Consider the following 19,719-nt stretch of genomic DNA (forward strand, 5'->3'; position numbering starts at 1 on the left):
GAGGATCCGCCGATGGTGAAAGCGATCGCCCCGCGAGGGACGGCGTGAATCTCTCAGGCACCACGACAGAGGGGGAGTTCCCACGGCACTGCTGTGCCACGCATCACCGACCTGTGCGGGCGCGTGCGCAGCACTGCGACGAATTGGAGAACTCCCACATGTCCGAAGAGAACTCAATCGACGAGAACCCTGTCGACGAGAACGCTGTCGAAGGCACCTCTGCCCAGACGGCCCCCGCCGAGTCCGGCGCCCCCGAGACCGGCGGCATCGAGATCGACTCGCCCGACGCCACCGCGCCGAGCACCGAGCCCCGCCGCTCGCCGCTGCACGACGTGCACGTGGCCGCCGGCGCCTCCTTCACCGACTTCGCCGGCTGGTGGATGCCCGTCCGCTACACCGGCGACCTCGCCGAGCACCACGCCGTCCGCACCGCGGCCGGCCTGTTCGACCTCTCCCACATGGGCGAGATCCTCGTCGTCGGCCCCGAGGCGGTGGACGCCCTCGACTACGCGCTCGCGAGCGACCTCTCCGCCGTCGCCGTCGGCCGGGCGAAGTACACCCTCCTGCTCGACCGCACCGGCGGCGTGATCGACGACCTCGTCGTCTACCGCACCGGCGAGGACCGCTTCATGGTCGTGGCGAACGCCGCCAACCGCCACGTGGTCGCCGAGCAGCTGCGCGACCGCACCGCGATGTTCGAGTGCGAGCTCTACGACGAGAGCGACGACGTCGCGCTGATCGCGATCCAGGGCCCGCGCTCGCTCGAGATCCTGCAGAACCTCCAGGGGCTCGCGATCGAGGTCGACCGGGGCGAGGAGTCGGTGCTCGACACCGACGACGCGGCCCGCCTGCTCGAGGAGCTGCGCTACTACCGCGCCGTGCCCGCCAGCTTCGAGGCGCACCCGATCCTGATCGCGCGCACCGGCTACACCGGTGAGGACGGCTTCGAGATCTACGTCGCCCCCGACACCGCCCCCGCGCTCTGGGAGGCGCTCGCCGAGACCGGCGCCGGCGCGGGCCTCGTCCCCGCCGGGCTCGCCGCCCGCGACACCCTCCGCCTGGAGGCGGGCATGCCGCTCTACGGCCACGAGCTCTCCCGCGACGTCTTCCCCGCGCAGGCCGGCCTCGGCCGCGTCGTCGCGCTCGGCAAGCCGATCGACTTCGTCGGCCGCGCGGCCAGCGAGGAGGGTCCCTCCGGCGATGCGCCCGTGCTCGTCGGCCTGATCGGGGAGGGCCGCCGCGCCGCCCGCGCGGACTACAGCGTCCACGGCGCCGACGACGACGTGATCGGCGTCGTCACCAGCGGCGTCCTCTCACCCACCCTCGGCGTGCCCATCGCGATGGCCTACGTCGCGCCGGCCTCCGCGCAGCCCGGCAGCGTCGTCTCCGTCGACATCCGCGGCAGCCGGCTCCCGATGACCGTCACCGAGCTCCCCTTCTACTCCAGAAAGAAGAACTGACATGGCCGTACCCACCGAGCTCCAGTACACGTCCGACCATGAGTGGATCCTGGTCGAGGGCGGGACCGCGACCGTCGGGATCACCGCGTACGCCGCCGACAAGCTCGGCGACGTCGTCTTCGTCGAGCTGCCCGAGGCGGGCAGCCGGGTCGAGGGCGGCTCCGTCGTCGGCGAGATCGAGTCGACCAAGTCGGTCGGCGAGCTGTTCGCGCCCGTCGACGGCGAGGTCCTCGAGACCAACACCGCCGTCGTCGACAGCCCCGAGCTGGTCAACTCCGACCCCTTCGGCGACGGCTGGCTGATCAAGGTGCGCTTCGACGCGCTGCCCGACGGCCTGCTCGACGCGGCCGCCTACGACGAGCTGGTGGGCGAGTAGATGGCGGCCCGCACCCCCGGAGAGTTCGAGTCCCGCCACATCGGGACCGACGCCGACGCCCAGCGCACCATGCTCGCGGCACTCGGCTACGACTCGGTCGACGCGCTGGTCGAGGCCGCCGTCCCCGAGTCGATCCACGTCCGCGACCTCGCGCCCGTGCTCCCCGCGCCGGCCACCGAGACCGAGGCGCTGGCCGAGCTGCGCGCCCTCGCCGCGCGCAACACCGTGCGCCGCCCGCTGATCGGGCTCGGCTACCACGGCACGCTGACCCCCGCCGTGATCAAGCGCAACGTCCTCGAGAACCCGAGCTGGTACACGGCCTACACGCCGTACCAGCCCGAGATCTCTCAGGGCCGGCTCGAGGCGCTGATCAACTTCCAGACCATGGTCGCCGACCTCACCGGTCTCGACACCGCCGGCGCCTCCATGCTCGACGAGGGCACCGCCGTCGTCGAGGCCATGCTGCTGGCCCGCCGCGCCTCGAAGGCGAAGACCGACGTCTTCGTCGTCGACTCCGACGCGCTGCCGCAGACCCTCGCTCTGCTGCGCGGCCGGGCGGAGGCGGTGGGCATCCGCATCGTGGAGCTGCCGCTCTCGCGCACCGACGCGGACGAGGTGCCCGAGTCCTTCGGCGCCCTCGTGCAGTACCCCGGCGCATCCGGCCACCTCTGGGACCCGTCCGCCGTCCTCGGCGCGGTCAAGGCGCACGGCGGCCTCGCGATCGTCGCGGCCGACCTCCTCGCGCTCACCCTCGTCCGCTCGCCGGGCGAGCTCGGCGCCGATGTCGCCGTCGGCACCACCCAGCGCTTCGGCGTCCCGATGGGCTTCGGCGGACCGCACGCCGGCTACCTCGCCGTCCGCAAGGGCCTCGAGCGCCAGCTCCCCGGCCGCCTCGTCGGCGTCAGCCAGGACGCGGCGGGCAACCCCGCCTACCGGCTCTCGCTGCAGGCGCGCGAGCAGCACATCCGCCGCGAGAAGGCGACCTCGAACATCTGCACCGCGCAGGTCCTGCTCGCCGTGATGGCGGCGATGTACGCGGTCTACCACGGGCCGGACGGCCTCGCCCGGATCGCCGAGCGGGTGCACTCCCGCGCGGCGCTGCTGGCGCGGCTCCTGCTCGACCGCGGCCACGCGCTCCGGCACGCCGACTTCTTCGACACCGTCGCGGTCGTCGTGCCGCAGGGAGCGGAGGCGGCCGTCGCCCGCGCCCGCGAGGCCGGCTTCGACCTGCGCCTCGTCGACGCGGACACCGTCGCGGTGGCCCTCGACGAGACGGTCACCCCGGAGGAGGTCGTCGCGGTCGCCGTCGCGATCGGCGACCTCGACGCCCAGCACGGCGTCCTCGCCGGCGCCGCCCGCAGCATCCCCGGCGCTCTGGAGCGGACCACCCCGTTCCTGGTGCACCCCGTCTTCAACACGCACCGCAGCGAGACCTCGATGATGCGCTACCTCAAGCGCCTCGCCGACGCCGACTACGCGCTGGACCGCGGCATGATCCCGCTGGGCTCCTGCACGATGAAGCTCAACGCCGCGGCCGAGATGGAGGCGGTCAGCTGGCCCGAGTTCGCCGACCTGCATCCCTTCGCGCCCGAGGCCGACGTCCAGGGCTCGCTCGCCCTGGTCGACCAGCTCGAGCGCTGGCTCGCGCACCTCACCGGCTACGACTCCGTCTCGCTCCAGCCGAACGCCGGCTCGCAGGGCGAGCTCGCCGGGCTCCTCGCGATCCGCGGCTACCACCGCTCGCGCGGCGACGAGGCGCGCACCGTCTGCCTCATCCCCTCCAGCGCCCACGGGACGAACGCGGCCAGCGCCGTCCTCGCCGGCATGCGCGTGGTGGTCGTCGCCTGCGACGAGCTCGGCAACGTCGACCTCGACGACCTCCGCGCCAGGATCGCGGAGCACGCCGAGGGCCTCGCCGCCCTGATGATCACCTACCCGTCCACCCACGGCGTCTACGAGCACGAGGTCGCCGAGATCTGCCGGCTCGTGCACGAGGCCGGCGGCCAGGTCTACGTCGACGGCGCGAACCTCAACGCGCTGCTCGGCTTCGCCCGCTTCGGCGACTTCGGCGGCGACGTCTCGCACCTCAATCTGCACAAGACGTTCTGCATCCCGCACGGAGGAGGCGGCCCCGGCGTGGGCCCCGTCGCCGCGAAGGCGCACCTCGCGCCGTTCCTGCCGGGCCACCCGCTCGCGCAGCGGCTCGAGCACTCCGTCGGCCAGCACGGCGAGACGGTCGTCCACGGCGGCGCACCCGTCTCGGCGGCGCCGTACGGCAGCCCCGGCATCCTGCCGATCTCGTGGGCCTACGCCCGGATGATGGGCGAGGAGGGCCTGCGCGCCGCCACCGGCGCCGCGGTCCTCTCGGCGAACTACGTCGCGGCCCGCCTGCGCGAGCACTACCCGGTGCTCTACACCGGCGGCAGCGGCCTCGTCGCGCACGAGTGCATCCTCGACATCCGCCCGCTCACCGCGGCGACCGGGGTGACCGTGGACGACGTCGCCAAGCGCCTCGTCGACTACGGCTTCCACGCGCCGACGATGAGCTTCCCCGTCGCGGGCACGCTGATGGTCGAGCCGACCGAGAGCGAGGACCTCGCCGAGATCGAGCGCTTCATCGACGCGATGATCGGCATCAAGGCAGAGGCCGACCGCGTCGGCGCGGGGGAGTGGCCGGTGGACGACAACCCGCTGCGGGGCGCCCCGCACACCGCGGAGTGCCTCGTCGACGCCGAGTGGTCGCACCCGTACAGCCGCGAGGAGGCCGTGTACCCGGTCCGCTCGCTGGTGCGCGGCAAGTACTGGCCGCCGGTCCGCCGCGTCGACCAGGCCTACGGCGACCGCAACCTGGTCTGCGCCTGCCCGCCGATCGAGGCCTTCGCCTGATCCGCGCCTGACGCCCGCCGACGATCCGTCGCGAACCGTCGTGTCCGCTCCCTCGACACGACCGCTCGCGACGGACCGTCCGCTCGGCGTCGGCGTCGGCGTCGGCGGGGAGTCAGGGCGTCGGAGCGACCGTCGGCGTCGCGGCCGGCGTCGGCGCCGCGAAGAGCTCCGGCCAGAGGGCCACCGCCAGCGGGTAGCCCACGAACGACACGATGTCGATGATCGAGTGGGCGATCACCAGCGGCAGCGTGCGCCCGAAGCGCTGGTAGAAGAGCCCGAAGACCACGCCCATGATCACGTTGCCGATGAACGGCCCGATGCCCTGGTACAGGTGGTAGCTGCCCCGCAGCAGCGCGCTCGCGAACAGGATCTTCCAGCGACCCCAGCCGAGGTCGCCCAGGCGCGCGAAGAGGTAGCCGATCATGATGACCTCCTCCTGCACCCCCGCCCGGATCGCCGAGAGCACCAGCACAGGCACCGTCCACCAGTAGGCGTCCAGCGGCGAGGCGACCACCGCGACCGTGATCCCGAGCGCCCGGCCGAGCGCGTAGAGCCCGATCCCGGGAGCGCCGATCGCCACCGCGAGCACGACTCCCGTGCCGAGGTCCGGGAGCGGCCGGCGCCGGTCGAGCCCGAGCCGCCCGAGCGGACGCGGACCGCCCTGCCAGAGCAGGAAGACGCAGAGCAGCACCGGCACCAGGTCGAAGAACAGCGCGAGCAGCTGGTAGATCAGGTCGAAGGCGGGCCGGTCGCTGAGCGCCCCGTTGATCGTCGTGGACTGCTGCCCGAGCGCGACCGACCGGGTGAGCTTGTTGGTGATCGACACCACGGAGTAGACCGCCGACGCGCCGAGCGAGAGCCCGAGCACCAGGAGGACCTCGGCCCCGATCCGCCGCCGGGACTGGGTGGACGCTGGGGGAGCGGTGGACACGCGGGAGCTCCTTCCTGGATTCGCTACCGTGCGTGGAACGACACGCAGACGCACGTTTCGTGCACATCCGCGCAAGGATTCCACCTCCCGGTTACCGCTGTGTAACGGTTTCCCCATCGTTTTGTGGCGATAGGCAGTCGATACATAGTCTCGTCGGAGGCACTCGCGCGGTGGCCACCAGTCTCGCGCGCCGACGTCGTCGCCACGCGCACGGCACTCCACGCGTCAGGGAAACCACTTCTCGCGCGCCCCCACACCACTGGAGGAATTGTGAAAATCAGACGTTTCGGCCTCGGAGCTCTGGCGCTCGTCGCCGCGAGCACCCTGGTCCTGGCCGGCTGCAGCAGCTCGGGCGACACCGGCGGGGGTGACGCGGGAGGCGACTCCGGCGCGATCATCACCACCAACGGCTCCGAGCCGCAGAACCCGCTGATCCCGACCAACACCAACGAGGTGGGCGGCGGCAAGATCCTCGACGAGATCTTCGCCGGCCTCGTCTACTACGACGCCGAGGGTGCGCCGCAGAACGACGTCGCCGAGTCGATCGAGTCGGACGACGCGCAGAACTACACCATCACGATCAAGCCGGACCTCACCTTCACGAACGGCGACCCGGTCACGGCGAGCTCGTTCGTCGACGCCTGGAACTACGGCGCGAAGCTCTCGAACAACCAGCTGAACAGCTACTTCTTCGAGGACATCCAGGGCTTCAGCTACGACGAGGACTCCGAGCTCACCGGCCTCGCCGTCGTCGATGACACGACGTTCACCGTCGCGCTCAGCGAGCCCAAGTCGGACTTCCCGCTGCGCCTGGGCTACTCGGCCTACTACCCGCTGCCCGCCGCCGCGTTCGAGGACATGGACGCCTTCGGTCAGAACCCGATCGGCAACGGCCCGTACATGCTCGCGGGCGATGACGCGTGGCAGCACAACGTGCAGATCGACCTCGTCGTGAACCCCGACTACACCGGCGGCCGCACCCCGGTCAACGGCGGCCTCACGGTCACCTTCTACGCCACGCAGGACGCGGCGTACTCCGACCTCCAGGGCGGCAACCTCGACGTCCTCGACGCCATCCCGGACTCGGCCTACGGCACCTACGAGAGCGACCTGGGCGACCGTGCGGTCAACCAGCCCGCCGCCGTGTTCCAGTCCTTCACCATCCCGGACCGCCTCGCGCACTTCGGCGGTGAGGAGGGCCAGCTGCGACGCCAGGCCATCTCGATGTCGATCGACCGCGCGCAGATCACCGACGTCATCTTCGAGGGCACCCGCACCCCCGCCTCCGACTTCACCTCCCCGGTGATCGACGGCTGGAGCGACTCCCTCGAGGGCGCCGAGGTGCTCGAGTTCAACGCCGACGAGGCGAAGGCGCTCTGGGCTCAGGCCGACGCCATCAGCCCCTGGGACGGCACCTTCAAGATCGCCTACAACGCCGACGGCGGCCACCAGGGCTGGGTCGACGCCGTGTCGAACTCGATCAAGAACACGCTCGGGATCGACGCCGAGGGCGAGGCCTACCCGACCTTCGCCGAGGCGCGCACCAAGATCACGGACCGCACCATCGAGACCGCGTTCCGCACCGGATGGCAGGCCGACTACCCGGGTCTGTACAACTTCCTGGGCCCGCTGTACGCGACCAACGCCTCGTCGAACGACGGCGACTACTCGAGCGCCGAGTTCGACCAGCTCCTCGCGGAGGGCGCTGTCGACACCGACCTCGACTCGGCCAACGAGAAGTTCCAGCAGGCGCAGGAGGTCCTCCTGAAGGACCTGCCCGCCATCCCGCTGTGGTACTCCAACGTGACCGGCGGCTACGGCGAGACCGTGTCGAACGTCCAGTTCGGCTGGAACTCGGTGCCGCTCTACTACGAGATCACCAAGAACTAAGCTGCTAGAAACCGGGGCGCTTCGCCCGTGCGGTCGACTTCGGTCTTCGGTACGGGCGAAGCGCCCTGTTTCGGTCCGAATCGAATGAGGTCTCCCACCATGCGACACCGGAATCGGCAGGGCTGAGATGCTCGCCTACATCGTCCGACGCATTCTCCAAGCCGTCCCCGTGCTCATCGGCACGACGTTCCTCATCTACTTCATGGTCTTCGCCATGCCGGGGAACCCGCTCCTCTCGCTCTTCGGCGACAAGACGCCGAACCCGGCGCTCCTGGCCCGCCTCGAGGAGCAGTACCACCTGAACGACCCGTTCTTCGTCCAGTACCTCTACTACCTGGGCGGCGTCGTCCGCGGCGACTTCGGGATCTCGTTCTCGGGTCAGTCCGTCAACGACATCCTCGCCCGCACCTTCCCGGTGACGCTGACCCTCGCGATGATGGCGATCATCATCGAGATCGTGCTCGCGCTGACCATCGGCCTCATCAGCGGCCTGCGCAAGGGCTCGTTCTTCGACGCCAGCGCGCTGGTCGTCAGCCTGCTGCTGGTCTCGGTGCCGATCTTCGTGCTCTGCTTCATCGCGCAGACGTTCTTCGCCGTGCAGCTCGGCTGGTTCCCGCCCACGGTCGGCGGCCAGGCGACGTTCGAGCGGCTGCTGCTGCCGGCCATCGTGCTCGCGCTGTTCGTGGTGGCCTCGGCGATCCGCCTCACCCGCGGCTCCGTCATCGAGACCGCCGGCTCCGATTTCGTGCGCACCGCCTACGGCAAGGGGCTCTCGCGACGACGCGTCATCCCCGTGCACATCCTGCGCAACTCGCTGATCCCCGTCACGACCCAGTTCGGCGCCGACTTCGGCCTGCTGATCGTCGGCGCGACGGTGACCGAGGGCATCTTCAACGTTCCCGGCGTCGGGAACACGCTCTACCAGGCGATCATCCGCGGCGAGCGACCGACCGTCGTCTCCTTCGTCACGGTCATGGTGCTGTTCTACCTCGTGGTGAACATCCTGGTCGACCTGCTCTACGCCGTACTCGACCCGAGGATCCGCTATGCCAAATGAGTTCTCCGGCGGCGCGCAGAAGGCCCGCCGCATCGACCACTTCGTCGCCCCGCTCGAGGAGACGCCGATCGCCACGATCGACGCCGTCTCGCTCGACGACAAGCCCAGCAACCTCTGGACCGACGCCTGGCAGGACCTGCGCAAGCGCCCGATGTTCTGGATCTCGGGGGCGCTGATCCTGCTGATCATCGCCGTCGCGCTGATCCCGTCGCTGTTCACCTCCGTCGACCCCCGCGCCTGCGACCTCGGTCTCAGCAACCAGGGTCCCGGCGACGGCAGCGTCCTGGGCTACACGAAGCAGGGCTGCGACGTGTACTCCCGGATCATCCACGGCACGTCGACCTCGCTCTCCGTCGGCCTCATCGTGATCCTGATCACGACGCTCACCGGCGTCGTCGGCGGCGCGCTGGCCGGCTTCTTCGGCGGCTGGGTCGACACCGTGATCATGCGCGCGGGCGACATCTTCTTCTCGATCCCCTACATCCTCGCCGCGGTCGTCATCATGTCGGTCTTCTCGGCGCACCGGAACGTGTTCGTCATCGCCCTGGCGATCGGCGCGTTCGCGTGGCCCACCACCGCCCGCGTCCTGCGGTCGGAGGTCCTCCGGGTGAAGCAGTCCGACTTCGTCGGCGCCGCGACGGCCACCGGCCTGTCGAGGATGGCGATCCTGTTCCGCCACGTGCTGCCCAACTCCATCGCCCCCGTGATCGTCGTCACGACGATCTCGCTCGGCGCGGCCATCACCGCGGAGGCGACGCTGTCGTTCCTCGGCGTCGGTCTGCCGGGCTCGGTGATGTCGTGGGGCAACGACATCAGCCAGGCGCAGCGCGACCTGCGGACCAACCCGCAGACGCTGATCTACCCGTCCGCCGCGCTGACCATCACCGTGCTGAGCTTCATCCTGATGGGTGAGGCCCTGCGCGACGCGCTCGACCCGAAGGCGAGGGCCCTCCGATGACGAACACGACTCCCACCACGCCGAAGGGCCCGCTGCTCGAGGTCACCGACCTCGAGGTGGGCTTCCAGACCGGCAGCGGACTGGTCAAGGCCCTGCGCGGCGTCAGCCTGACGATCGAGCACGGCCAGACCGTCGCAATCGTCGGCGAGTCCGGCTCCGGCAAGTCGACGACCGCCGCCGCGATCATCGGTCTGCTCCCCGGCAGCGGCAAGGTCACCGCGGGCTCCGTGCTGTTCGACGGCAAGGACCTGGCGAAGGCGACCAGGACCGAGCTCGAGGACATCCGCGGCCGACGCATCGGCTACGTGCCGCAGGACCCGATGTCCAACCTCAACCCGGTCTGGTCGATCGGCTTCCAGGTCGAGGAGACGATCAAGGCCAACGGCCTCGCCTCCGGCCGCAAGGAGGTCCGCGCCAAGGCGATCGAGGTCCTGCAGAACGCCGGACTCGCCGATGCCGAGAAGCGGCTCAAGCAGTTCCCGCACCAGTTCTCGGGCGGCATGCGCCAGCGCGTGCTGATCGGCATCGGCCTGGCCGCGTCGCCGCAGCTGCTCATCGCGGACGAGCCGACCTCGGCGCTCGACGTGACCGTGCAGCGGCGCATCCTCGACCACCTCGAGACCCTGACGAAGACCGACGGCACCGCGCTGCTCTTCATCACGCACGACCTGGGCCTCGCCGCCGAGCGCGCCGAGAAGCTCATCGTCATGTACAAGGGCCGCATCGTCGAGTCCGGCGCCTCGGTGGAGGTGCTGCAGAACCCCCAGCACCCCTACACGCAGCGCCTGATCGCGGCGGCACCGAGCCTCGCCTCGCGGCGCATCCAGTCGACGGCCGGCAGCGCCACGGAGTCGGTGCCCGGCGAGTCCGCGGCCGTCCGCGAGGTCGACCTGGTCGGCGCGGCCGGCGCCCACCACGGCGGCGCGACCACCACCGCGCGGCCGATGATCGAGCTCGACGGCCTCACCAAGGTCTTCAAGATCCGCCGCGGCGGGCTGAAGGCCGAGGACTTCACCGCCGTCGACGACGTGTCGTTCGCGATCCCCAAGGGCACCACCACGGCGCTCGTGGGGGAGTCGGGCTCGGGCAAGTCGACGATCGCCCGCCTCGTGCTGGGGCTCGAGACGGCGACCAGCGGTGCGATCACGATCGACGGCCGTCGCACCGAGAAGCTCAAGGGCAAGGAGATGCTGGCGCTGCGCCGCTCGATGCAGCCGGTGTTCCAGGACCCGTACGGCTCGCTCGACCCGCTGCACAACATCGGCAACACCATCTCGGAGCCGCTGCGCGTGCACAAGGTCGGCGACCGCACCTCGCAGCGCGAGCGGGTCTTCGAGCTGCTCGACCAGGTGTCGCTGCCGCGCGTGATCGCGGGACGCTACCCGAACGAGCTCTCCGGTGGCCAGCGCCAGCGCGTGGCGATCGCCCGCGCACTCGCGCTCAAGCCCGAGATCGTGGTGCTCGACGAGGCGGTGTCGGCCCTGGACGTGCTCGTCCAGGCGCAGATCCTCCGCCTCCTCGCCGATCTGCAGGCCGAGCTCGGGCTCACCTACCTGTTCATCACGCACGACCTGGCGGTGGTCCGCGTGATCGCCGACGACGTCTGCGTGATGCAGAAGGGCCGGATCGTCGAGCACGCCTCGACGGACACCGTGTTCGAGTCGCCGGAGCAGGAGTACACCCGCGAGCTGCTCGCCGCCATCCCGGGCGCCGGCATCGAGTTCGCGGTCTGATCCGCTGAGGACACCCCGCTGAGGGCCCCGTTCCGGAGCCGGCGACACCCGATGTTCATCGGGCCGCCGACCGGAAACGGGGCCCTCCGTCGTCGCGGCGCGCGCCTGCGGTACGATGGAGGGTCCCCCTTACTGCACGAGAACACGAGACGAGTCCGTTCACATGGCAAGTGCCACCCGCTCCGACCTGCGCAACGTCGCGATCGTCGCCCACGTCGACCATGGCAAGACCACCCTGGTGGACGCCATGCTCAAGCAGACGAACTCCTTCGACGCGCACGCCCACGTGGACGAGCGCGCGATGGACTCGAACGAGCTCGAGCGCGAGAAGGGCATCACGATCCTCGCGAAGAACACCGCTGTGTCCTACAGCGGCAAGCACGCGGTCGACGGTCCCATCACCATCAACGTGATCGACACCCCCGGCCACGCCGACTTCGGCGGCGAGGTCGAGCGCGGCCTGTCCATGGTCGACGGCGTCTGCCTCCTCGTCGACGCGTCCGAGGGCCCGCTCCCGCAGACCCGCTTCGTGCTCCGCAAGGCGCTCGAGGCGAAGCTCCCCGTCATCCTCCTGGTCAACAAGACCGACCGTCCCGATGCCCGCATCGACGAGGTCGTCGCCGAGAGCCAGGACCTCCTCCTCGGCCTCGCCTCCGACATGGCGGACGACGTCCCGGACCTCGACCTCGACGCGATCCTCGACGTCCCCGTCGTCTACGCCTCCGGCAAGGCCGGCCGCGCCTCCGCGAACAAGCCGGAGGACGGTACGCTCCCCGACGCCGAGGACCTCGAGCCGCTGTTCGAGGCGATCCTCAAGCACATCCCGGCGCCGACCTTCGACGACGAGGCGCCCCTCCAGGCCCACGTCACCAACCTCGACGCGTCGCCGTTCCTCGGCCGCCTCGCCCTCCTCCGCGTCTTCAACGGCACGATCAAGAAGGGCCAGACCGTCGCCTGGGTCCACCACGACGGCTCGCACACCAACGCGCGCATCACCGAGCTGCTGATCACCAAGGCACTCGACCGCTACCCGGCCGAGACCGCCGGCCCCGGCGACATCGTCGCGATCGCGGGCTTCCCCGAGATCACCATCGGCGAGACCATCGCCGACCCGGAGGACATCCGCCCGCTGCCGGCCATCACGGTCGACGACCCGGCGATCTCGATGACCATCGGCACCAACACCTCGCCGCTGGTCGGCAAGGTCAAGGGCCACAAGCTCACCGCGCGCATGGTGAAGGACCGCCTCGACCGCGAGCTCATCGGAAACGTGTCGCTCAAGGTCCTCGACATCGGCCGTCCCGACTCGTGGGAGGTCCAGGGCCGCGGCGAGCTCGCGCTGGCCATCCTCGTCGAGCAGATGCGCCGCGAGGGCTTCGAGCTCACGGTCGGCAAGCCCCAGGTGGTCACCCGCCAGGTCGACGGCAAGGTGCACGAGCCCTTCGAGCACCTCACCATCGACGCTCCGGAGGAGTACCTCGGCGCGATCACGCAGCTCCTCGCCGCCCGCAAGGGCCGCATGGAGAACATGGCGAACCACGGCACCGGCTGGGTCCGCATGGAGTTCACCGTCCCCTCGCGCGGCCTGATCGGCTTCCGCACCGAGTTCCTCACCACCACCCGCGGCACCGGCATCGCGAACGCGATCCTGCACGGCTACGAGCAGTGGGCCGGCGCCATCGTCACCCGCAACAACGGCTCGATCGTCGCCGACCGCACCGGCGTCGTGACGCCGTTCGCGATCATCGCGCTCCAGGAGCGGATGACCTTCTTCGTGAACCCCACCGAGGAGGTCTACGAGGGCATGGTCATCGGCGAGAACTCGCGCAACGACGACATGGACGTGAACATCACCAAGGAGAAGAAGCTGACCAACATGCGTCAGTCCACCTCCGACACCTTCGAGTCGATGACGCCCTCGCGCCAGCTGACGCTCGAGGAGTGCCTCGAGTTCGCCCGCGAGGACGAGTGCGTCGAGGTCACCCCCGAGATCGTGCGCATCCGCAAGGTCGAGCTGGACGCGAACGCCCGCGCCCGCGCGACCAGCCGCCTCAAGAAGCAGGCCTGATCCCCGGGCGCCCCAGCGGCGCCCGCCACGACGCACGACCGGCCGGAGCCCGCTCCGCCGGTCGTTCGTCGTTCCGGCCCTTCATGCTGGTTGAGCAGCCGCGGAACGCGGCGTATCGAGACCGAGGTCCTGCAGAGCGTTGGTCTCGATACGCCCTCTCCGAGGGCTACTCGACCAGCATGGGCTGCAGCATGCTGGTCGAGTAGCCGCGGAGCGGCGTATCGAGACCACGGGCCTGCAGAGCGTCGGTCTCGATACGCCCTCTGCGAGGGCTACTCGACCAGCATGAAGCGCAGCGCCGTCGCAGACGGCTCGGCCGGCGTGGAGTGCAGCGCCCTCGCATGCTGGTCGGTCGGCCCAGCGCGGGGCCCGCTTCCTGCTGGTCGAGCAGCCGCGGAGCGGCGCATCGAGACCCGTCGTCAGCCCGCCGGCGTCGGCGCGGGCGTCGCGCCCTCCGCCTCCAGCGTCGCGGTGATGAACGCGACGAACGCGTCGGCGTCGTCCGGCTTGCCGGTGTACTGCTCGCCGTTGACGAGCACGGTCGGCGTCGAGCTCAGCTTCGCGACCGAGGAGTTCGCCAGCGCGCCGCTCGTCGCCCGCTTCGTGGCCGCCGCCACCCAGGGCCGGAACTCGCCGCTCGTGATGCACGCCAGCACGTCGTCGTCGGTCACTCCGGCCTCGGTCACCAGCGCCCGCAGCTCGTCGTCGCTCAGCCCGGTCGTCCCCTCGGCCGGCTGCTTCGCGAACAGCGCCTCGTGCACCGCGAGGAACCGGTCCGGATCCTCGTCCGCGACGCAGGCCGCGGCGTTCGCCGCGCGGCTCGAGTACTCCGATCCCGCCGAGGAGGAGTCCAGGATCGCGACCGGATGGATCTCGAGCGTGATCGCCCCCTGCGTCAGCCACGACTGCAGGTTCGCCGCGTTCGCCGTCTCGAACTGCCCGCAGTACGGGCACAGGTAGTCGACGTACAGGTCGACCGTGACGACGCCGCCGGCGCGCGTCGCCGCCTCGTCGGTCGGGACCGGCTCCTCGCCCGCCTCGAGGGGAGCGGTCGTCACCGGCGTGACCGCCGACTCCGCCCCCGCGAGCACGATCCCGTCGCTCAGCATGTTCGCCGGCCCGGTGCTCGCGATCTCCTGCTGCGACCACATGTTCCACGCCACAAGCGCCACGACGGCGAGCACGCCGACCGCCGCACCGCTCTGGCCGAGCACCCGGTTCCGCCGCTTCCGACGCCGCTCCTGCTCGCGCCGCTCCCGCGCCTCGAGGCGGGCGAGCTCCTGTCGCTCGCGCTTCGTCGGCTGGTTCTTCGCACTGTTCCCGGACATCGCCGTCGAGGCTAGGGAGCCGACCTTGCCGCGCTCGGAGAGGCAGCCGCCGACGAGCTGTGCCGGTATGGAGATCCCCTCAGGAACGCCGAGGGCTCAGGCGAACAGCCCCGAGCCGACGAAGTCGCCCTCGTCGCGCACCCCCGGCGGGACCGCGAAGACCGCCGAGCCGACGTGCTTGATGTACTCGTTCAGCGCGTCGCCGGCGAGGTTCTTCTGGATCGCGATGAACTGCTCCGGCGACCGCTGGAACGAGAGGAAGAACAGCCCCGCGTTCAGCCGCCCGAGCTCGTCGTTGCCGTCGACGAAGTTGTAGCCGCGGCGCAGCAGCCGGACCCCGTTGTTCACGGTCGGGTGCGCGAGCCGCACGTGCGACTGCTCGTCGACGAGGGGAGCGCCGGTCGCGCCGGCCGCCGCGAAGTCGGGCTCGGTGAACTCGCCGCCGCCCGAGAGCGGCGCACCGGAGCCTTTGCTCCGGCCGATCACGCGCTCCTGCTCGCCGAGCTGGCTGCGGTCCCAGGTCTCGATGATCATCCGGATCTTGCGCGCCACGAGGTAGCTGCCGCCCGCGAGCCAGGCCGGCCCGTCGGCGTCCTGCACCCAGACGTGCTCCTGCACGGCGTCCGGCTCCTCCGACTTGACGTTGGCCGTGCCGTCCTTGAAGCCGAAGAGGTTCCGCGGAGTCGCCTGCGCCGTCGAGGTGGAGGAGGTGCGGCCGAAGCCGAGCTGCGACCAGCGCAGCGAAGCGCGCCCGAAGGCGATCCGGCTGAGGTTCCGGATGGCGTGCACCGCGACCTGCGGGTCGTCCGCGCAGGCCTGGATGCAGAGGTCGCCGCCGCCCGCGGACGGCACCAGCGCGTCGCCTCGGAAGCGGGGGAGCGCCGCGAGCTCGGCCGGTCGCCGGTCGGCGAGGCCGAAGCGGTCGGCGCCCGACTCGTCGGTGAAGAGCGTCGGACCGAAGCCGAAGGTGAGCGTCAGCGAGGACGCGTCGAGACCGAGCGCCTCGCCCGTGTCGTCGGGCGGAGCCGTGTCCGGTCCGCCGACCGCGCCCTCCTCGCTGACGTCGAGCCCCTGGGTGAGGCGGGCGGCCGCGAGCGTCCAGTCCTGCAGCAGCTCGATCAGGTCGTCGCGCGTGACGCTGGAGGCCAGGTCGAACGCCGCGAAGTGCAGCCGGTCCTGCGCGGCCGTCGTGATGCCGGCCTGATTCGCGCCGAAGAACGGCACGACGCGGGTCGCCGCGGAGGAGGCGGTCGCGCTGGTCGCCGAGGTGACGGCGACCGTCCCGCCGATGCCCGCGGCCAGTCCTGCGGTGCCCGCCGAGACGAGCCCGAGCAGCCCGCGCCGCGAGAGGCGGCGGGGCTGCTCGTCGGGCCGGCCCGACTCGTCGGCGGCGCCGACGGTGTTCTGCTCGGGCTCCACTACTCCGCGGGCTCCTCGACGCCGAGCACCGTGTGCGTGAGCTGGGAGAGCGGCTCGGACAGGGCGTTCACCTGGTCGGAGAGCTCCTTCTTCTGCTCGGCGGTGACGCTCGAGTAGGCGACGAAGCCGGAGTCGATCGAGCCGTACTGCGCGAGCATCGCGTCGAGCTCGGCGAAGCGCCGGCCGATGTCCGCGGTCAGCGCCGCGCCGTCCTCGCCGGTGGCGGTCGCGATCGGCTCGACGTTGCCGAAGGCGACCTCCGCGCCCTGCACGTTGGCGGCGAAGTCGGTCAGGTCGGTGCCCGACCACCAGTCCTCCTCGCCGGTGATCTTGCCGGCGGCGACCTCGTCGAGCAGGCCGATCGCGCCGTTCGAGATGTCGCCGACCGAGACGGTGAAGTCGGGCGCGGCGACGAGGTCGTAGAGGTCCTGCACGTCGGAGACGAGACCGTCGGCGAACGCGGTCCGCTGCTCCGGGGTGGACCGCGCCCAGTCGAGCCAGGCGCTCGTGCCGTCGGAGTTCAGCGCGTCGGCGGCGGGGACCCAGAGGTCCTTCTCGATGCGGTGGAAGCCGGTCCAGTCCAGGCCCTCGGCGACGGCGTCGACCTCGCGGTAGTCGATCCTCGGGTCGAGGTCGCCGAAGGCCTCGGCGGTCGGCTCGATGCGCTCGTAGAAGACGCGGGTCGCGGCGAAGAGGCTGCGGGCCTTCTCGTCGTCACCGGCCGCGTAGGCGTCGGCGAAGGCCGTCACGGCGGGCAGCAGCTCGCCGGACTGCGACTGCACGTAGGAGACGTAGTTGGTGACGGCGGCCTCGGTCGCGGCCTGCTCGTCGGCCGACTGCTCGGTCGCCTCGCCGGTCACGGTGAACTCGGCGAGCCCGACGGGCGCGCCGACCTGCTGGAACTTGCAGGCCGTGTAGTAGGTGCCGGGCTCGAGCTGGGCGACGTAGGAGACGCTCTGCCCGGGGGTCACGTTCTCCTTCTCGCCGACGATGCGCAGCTTGTCCTCGGCGAGGATCTCGAACTCGTTGACGTCCGAGCCGGTGTTCTCGAGCGCGAAGGTCACCGCACCCGCCTCGGCCGTCGCGGCGGACACCGCGCAGGCGCCGTCGTCGATCGCGACCTCGAGGGCCGCGGCGGAGGAGGCGGCCGGGGTGTTCGGCACGCAGCCGGCGAGGAGCAGGGCGAGAGCGCCGGCACCGGCGAGGCCGGTGGCGACGCGGGGGAGGCGGGGTCGAGTGCGCGAGGGCATGGTTCTCCTGGTGGTGGGAGGTCGTTCCGGCGGCGCCGGAGCGGGATCAGACGGAGGTGGCGACGGGCGCGGCGACCGGGGCCGCGCTGCCCCGTCGCGGCCGGCGGGAGCGGACCTGGCGGACGAACAGGGACCCGACCACGACGAGGTAGAGCAGCCAGGCGGAGAACTGCAGCGCCGTCGGCTCGGGGGTGTAGTTGAAGAGGCCGCCGAGGATCGCGGCGACCGTGGCGGGCAGGATCGGGCCCAGATCGAACAGCGGGGTGCCCCAGCCGGGCAGCAGCGCCGCCTCCTGCAGGTCGCCGACGCCGTAGAGCAGCACGCCGGCCGCGACCACGATGAGGAACCCGCCCGTCCACGTGAAGAAGCGGCCGAGGTCGATCCGGACGAAGCCGCGGAAGATCAGGTAGGAGGCGACGACCGCGCTGAGGATGCCGAGGAAGGCGCCGATCGTGCCGACCCAGGCGTCCGAGCCGGAGGAGGCGCTGCTCGAGGACACGCTCGCCCAGACGAACAGCGCGGTCTCGATCCCCTCGCGCCCGACGCTGACGAAGCCGAGCACGACGATCCCGAGGGCGGAGCCGCTGACCGCGGCGTCGAGCTTGGACTCCAGCTCGCCCTTCAGGCTGCGAGCGTTCGCGCCCATCCAGAAGATCATCCAGGTGACGAGTCCGACGGCCAGCAGCGAGAGGCCGCCGCCGAGCAGCTCCTGCGCGGTGAAGCTGAGCCCGTAGGGGCCCCAGGTCAGGATGGCGCCGGTGACGAGGGAGAGGACGACCGCGGCGGCGATGCCGGTCCAGAGCCGGGGGAGGACGTCGCGGCGCTGCAGCTTCGTCAGGTAGGCGACGAGGATGCCGACGACGAGTCCGGCTTCGAGGCCTTCGCGGAGGCCGATGAGGTAGTTTGCGAGCACGTGTGTTCTCTTCGTCGTCAGCGCGGGAGGACGGGGCGGTTCCCGCCCCCGGACCGCATCCTCAGGTAAGCCTTGCCTAACCCGAGGACGACTGTAGTGGCCGTCCGCTCGGCTGTCCAGACATGACGCCGCGCGCCCGATGTGCGGGCGCCGGGCGGACGATCCGGGGCGCTCCGGGCGAGGGCCCGCGGCGCACGAGAGCACACGACGGACGAGAGGCGGAGAGTGGACGCGAGTCGAGACGGCGCAGGCGAGCGGGTCGTGGCGGTGCACGCCCATCCCGACGACGAGACGATCACGATGGGCGGAACGCTCGCGAGACTCGTCGCGGACGGTGCCGCGGTCACCGTCGTCACCGCGACCCGCGGCGAGTGCGGCGAGGTCATCCCGACCGATCTCGCGCACCTCGAGGGCTCGGACGAGCTCGCCGCGCACCGCACCACCGAGCTGGTCGTCGCCCTCACCGCGCTCGGCGTCGCCGACCACCGCTTCCTCGGCGACCCCGCCGCCCGCGCGGCCGGCCTCGCCCCGCGGATCTACCGCGACTCCGGCATGCAGTGGGGCCCCGGACGCGTCCCGGTCCCGCTCGAGCCGGCGGACCCGCGCTCCTTCACCTCCGCACCCGAGGAGGAGGCGATCGCCGACCTCGTCGCCGTGCTCCTGCAGACCGGTGCGACCCTCGTCCTCTCCTACGACGCCGGCGGCGGCTACGGGCACCCCGACCACATCCGCGCCGCCCTGATCGCCTCGACGGCGGCCGAGCGACTCGGACTGCGCTGCCTCGCCGTGCTGCCCGAGTCCGCCCCGGCGGAGCCCGGCGACGTCGCGATCGAGCTGGACGAGGACGACTACGCGCGCAAGCGCGCCGCCCTCGAGGCGCACCGCACCCAGCTGGTCGTGGAGAGCGACGAGCTCCGCCTCTCCAGCGGGCCGCCGTTCGCGATCGGCCGCCTCGAGCGCTTCCGCCCCGAGGGGGCGCCGGTCCCGCCCGAGCCGGTCGCCGAGGAGCGGCCCGATCCGGTCACCCGCATCGTCTCGGGCGTGCTCTCCGTCGTCACCGGGGCGGTGGTCGGCGCGATCACGACCGTCGCGCACCAGAGCACGGTGAGCGTCGGCGAGGCGGTGATCCCGGTCGGCCTGGCCGTCTCGCTCGCGGCGGTGCTGCTGCTCCTGCTCGGTCTGCGTCTCGTGATGGTCGACCGCTTCGTCGCCTTCTGCACCGCGATGGGCCTGCTCGGCGCGATCGGGCTGCTCGCGCTGCGCAGCACCGGCGGCTCGGTCCTCGTGCCCGCCAACGGGCTCGGCGTCGTCTGGACCTTCGCGCCCGCGCTGATCGCCCTCGTGGTGATCGCCTGGCCCCGGGTCCGCACGCCGGCCGCTCCTGCTCCGGTGGAGCCCGCGGCCGACAGCACCGCCCCGCCGCTCCCCGTACGATAGAGACCACTGTTCG

14 protein-coding genes are annotated in these 19,719 nt (G+C 71.3%); 9 read left to right on the plus strand and 5 right to left on the minus strand.

Annotated elements, in window-relative coordinates:
- The first annotated feature begins 158 nt into the window (after positions 1-158).
- Genes gcvT through gcvP form a run of 3 tightly spaced genes read left to right on the plus strand, consistent with a single transcriptional unit; the run spans position 159 to position 4,722 of the window.
- Positions 159-1,460: a glycine cleavage system aminomethyltransferase GcvT gene (gene gcvT, locus GTU73_RS07540; protein ID WP_160088284.1), complete on the plus strand. Its 1,302-nt coding sequence runs from the start codon at positions 159-161 to the stop codon at positions 1,458-1,460.
- Position 1,461: 1 nt separating this feature from the next.
- Positions 1,462-1,836, plus strand: coding sequence for a glycine cleavage system protein GcvH (gcvH, locus tag GTU73_RS07545; RefSeq protein WP_160088286.1), 375 nt, complete (start codon positions 1,462-1,464; stop codon positions 1,834-1,836).
- Positions 1,837-4,722 carry an aminomethyl-transferring glycine dehydrogenase gene (gene gcvP / locus GTU73_RS07550; RefSeq protein WP_160088288.1) on the plus strand — a complete coding sequence of 962 codons (2,886 nt, stop codon included), beginning with the start codon at positions 1,837-1,839 and terminating at the stop codon, positions 4,720-4,722.
- A 112-nt stretch (positions 4,723-4,834) separates the two neighbouring features.
- Here gcvP and GTU73_RS07555 read toward each other — a convergent pair whose 3' ends face one another.
- On the minus strand, positions 4,835-5,653 hold the full coding sequence (locus GTU73_RS07555; RefSeq protein WP_244231809.1) for a CPBP family intramembrane glutamic endopeptidase: 819 nt from the start codon (positions 5,651-5,653) through the stop codon (positions 4,835-4,837).
- Positions 5,654-5,923: 270 nt separating this feature from the next.
- On the opposite strand from GTU73_RS07555, the gene GTU73_RS07560 reads away from it, so the two are divergent.
- The 5 genes from GTU73_RS07560 (at position 5,924) to typA (ending at position 13,359) form a co-directional block, all read left to right on the plus strand.
- Positions 5,924-7,543, plus strand: a complete 1,620-nt coding sequence (locus GTU73_RS07560; RefSeq protein WP_160088292.1) for an ABC transporter substrate-binding protein — start codon at positions 5,924-5,926, stop codon at positions 7,541-7,543.
- A 127-nt stretch (positions 7,544-7,670) separates the two neighbouring features.
- Complete coding sequence (locus GTU73_RS07565) at positions 7,671-8,600, plus strand: ABC transporter permease (RefSeq protein ID WP_159985443.1); 930 nt, start codon at positions 7,671-7,673, stop codon at positions 8,598-8,600.
- Positions 8,590-9,558, plus strand: coding sequence for an ABC transporter permease (locus GTU73_RS07570; RefSeq protein ID WP_160088294.1), 969 nt, complete (start codon positions 8,590-8,592; stop codon positions 9,556-9,558). The genes GTU73_RS07565 and GTU73_RS07570 overlap by 11 nt, the downstream gene beginning before the upstream one ends.
- Positions 9,555-11,291 (plus strand): ABC transporter ATP-binding protein, encoded by a 1,737-nt coding sequence (locus tag GTU73_RS07575; RefSeq protein ID WP_160088296.1) that lies wholly within the window; start codon positions 9,555-9,557, stop codon positions 11,289-11,291. Before GTU73_RS07570 ends, GTU73_RS07575 begins: the two co-directional genes overlap by 4 nt.
- Before the next feature lie 163 nt (positions 11,292-11,454).
- Complete coding sequence (typA, locus tag GTU73_RS07580; RefSeq protein WP_160088298.1) at positions 11,455-13,359, plus strand: translational GTPase TypA; 1,905 nt, start codon at positions 11,455-11,457, stop codon at positions 13,357-13,359.
- Positions 13,360-13,778: 419 nt separating this feature from the next.
- Here typA and GTU73_RS07585 read toward each other — a convergent pair whose 3' ends face one another.
- The 4 genes from GTU73_RS07585 to efeU all read right to left on the minus strand — a co-directional run bounded on the left by GTU73_RS07585 (position 13,779) and on the right by efeU (position 18,269).
- On the minus strand, positions 13,779-14,687 hold the full coding sequence (locus GTU73_RS07585; protein ID WP_160088300.1) for a thioredoxin domain-containing protein: 909 nt from the start codon (positions 14,685-14,687) through the stop codon (positions 13,779-13,781).
- 96 nt (positions 14,688-14,783) lie between these two features.
- A complete protein-coding gene (efeB, locus tag GTU73_RS07590) occupies positions 14,784-16,106 on the minus strand; it encodes an iron uptake transporter deferrochelatase/peroxidase subunit (RefSeq protein ID WP_160088302.1) in 1,323 nt (440 codons plus the stop codon).
- A complete protein-coding gene (gene efeO, locus GTU73_RS07595) occupies positions 16,106-17,356 on the minus strand; it encodes an iron uptake system protein EfeO (RefSeq protein ID WP_160088304.1) in 1,251 nt (416 codons plus the stop codon). The genes efeB and efeO overlap by 1 nt, the downstream gene beginning before the upstream one ends.
- Positions 17,357-17,402: 46 nt before the next feature.
- Positions 17,403-18,269 (minus strand): iron uptake transporter permease EfeU, encoded by an 867-nt coding sequence (gene efeU, locus GTU73_RS07600; RefSeq protein ID WP_160088306.1) that lies wholly within the window; start codon positions 18,267-18,269, stop codon positions 17,403-17,405.
- Positions 18,270-18,494: 225 nt separating this feature from the next.
- On the opposite strand from efeU, the gene GTU73_RS07605 reads away from it, so the two are divergent.
- Positions 18,495-19,706, plus strand: coding sequence for a PIG-L family deacetylase (locus tag GTU73_RS07605; protein WP_160088308.1), 1,212 nt, complete (start codon positions 18,495-18,497; stop codon positions 19,704-19,706).
- Positions 19,707-19,719: the final 13 nt, after the last annotated feature.

Origin of the sequence: Rathayibacter sp. VKM Ac-2804 (assembly GCF_009866655.1) — a bacterium.
Taxonomy (GTDB): domain Bacteria; phylum Actinomycetota; class Actinomycetes; order Actinomycetales; family Microbacteriaceae; genus Rathayibacter.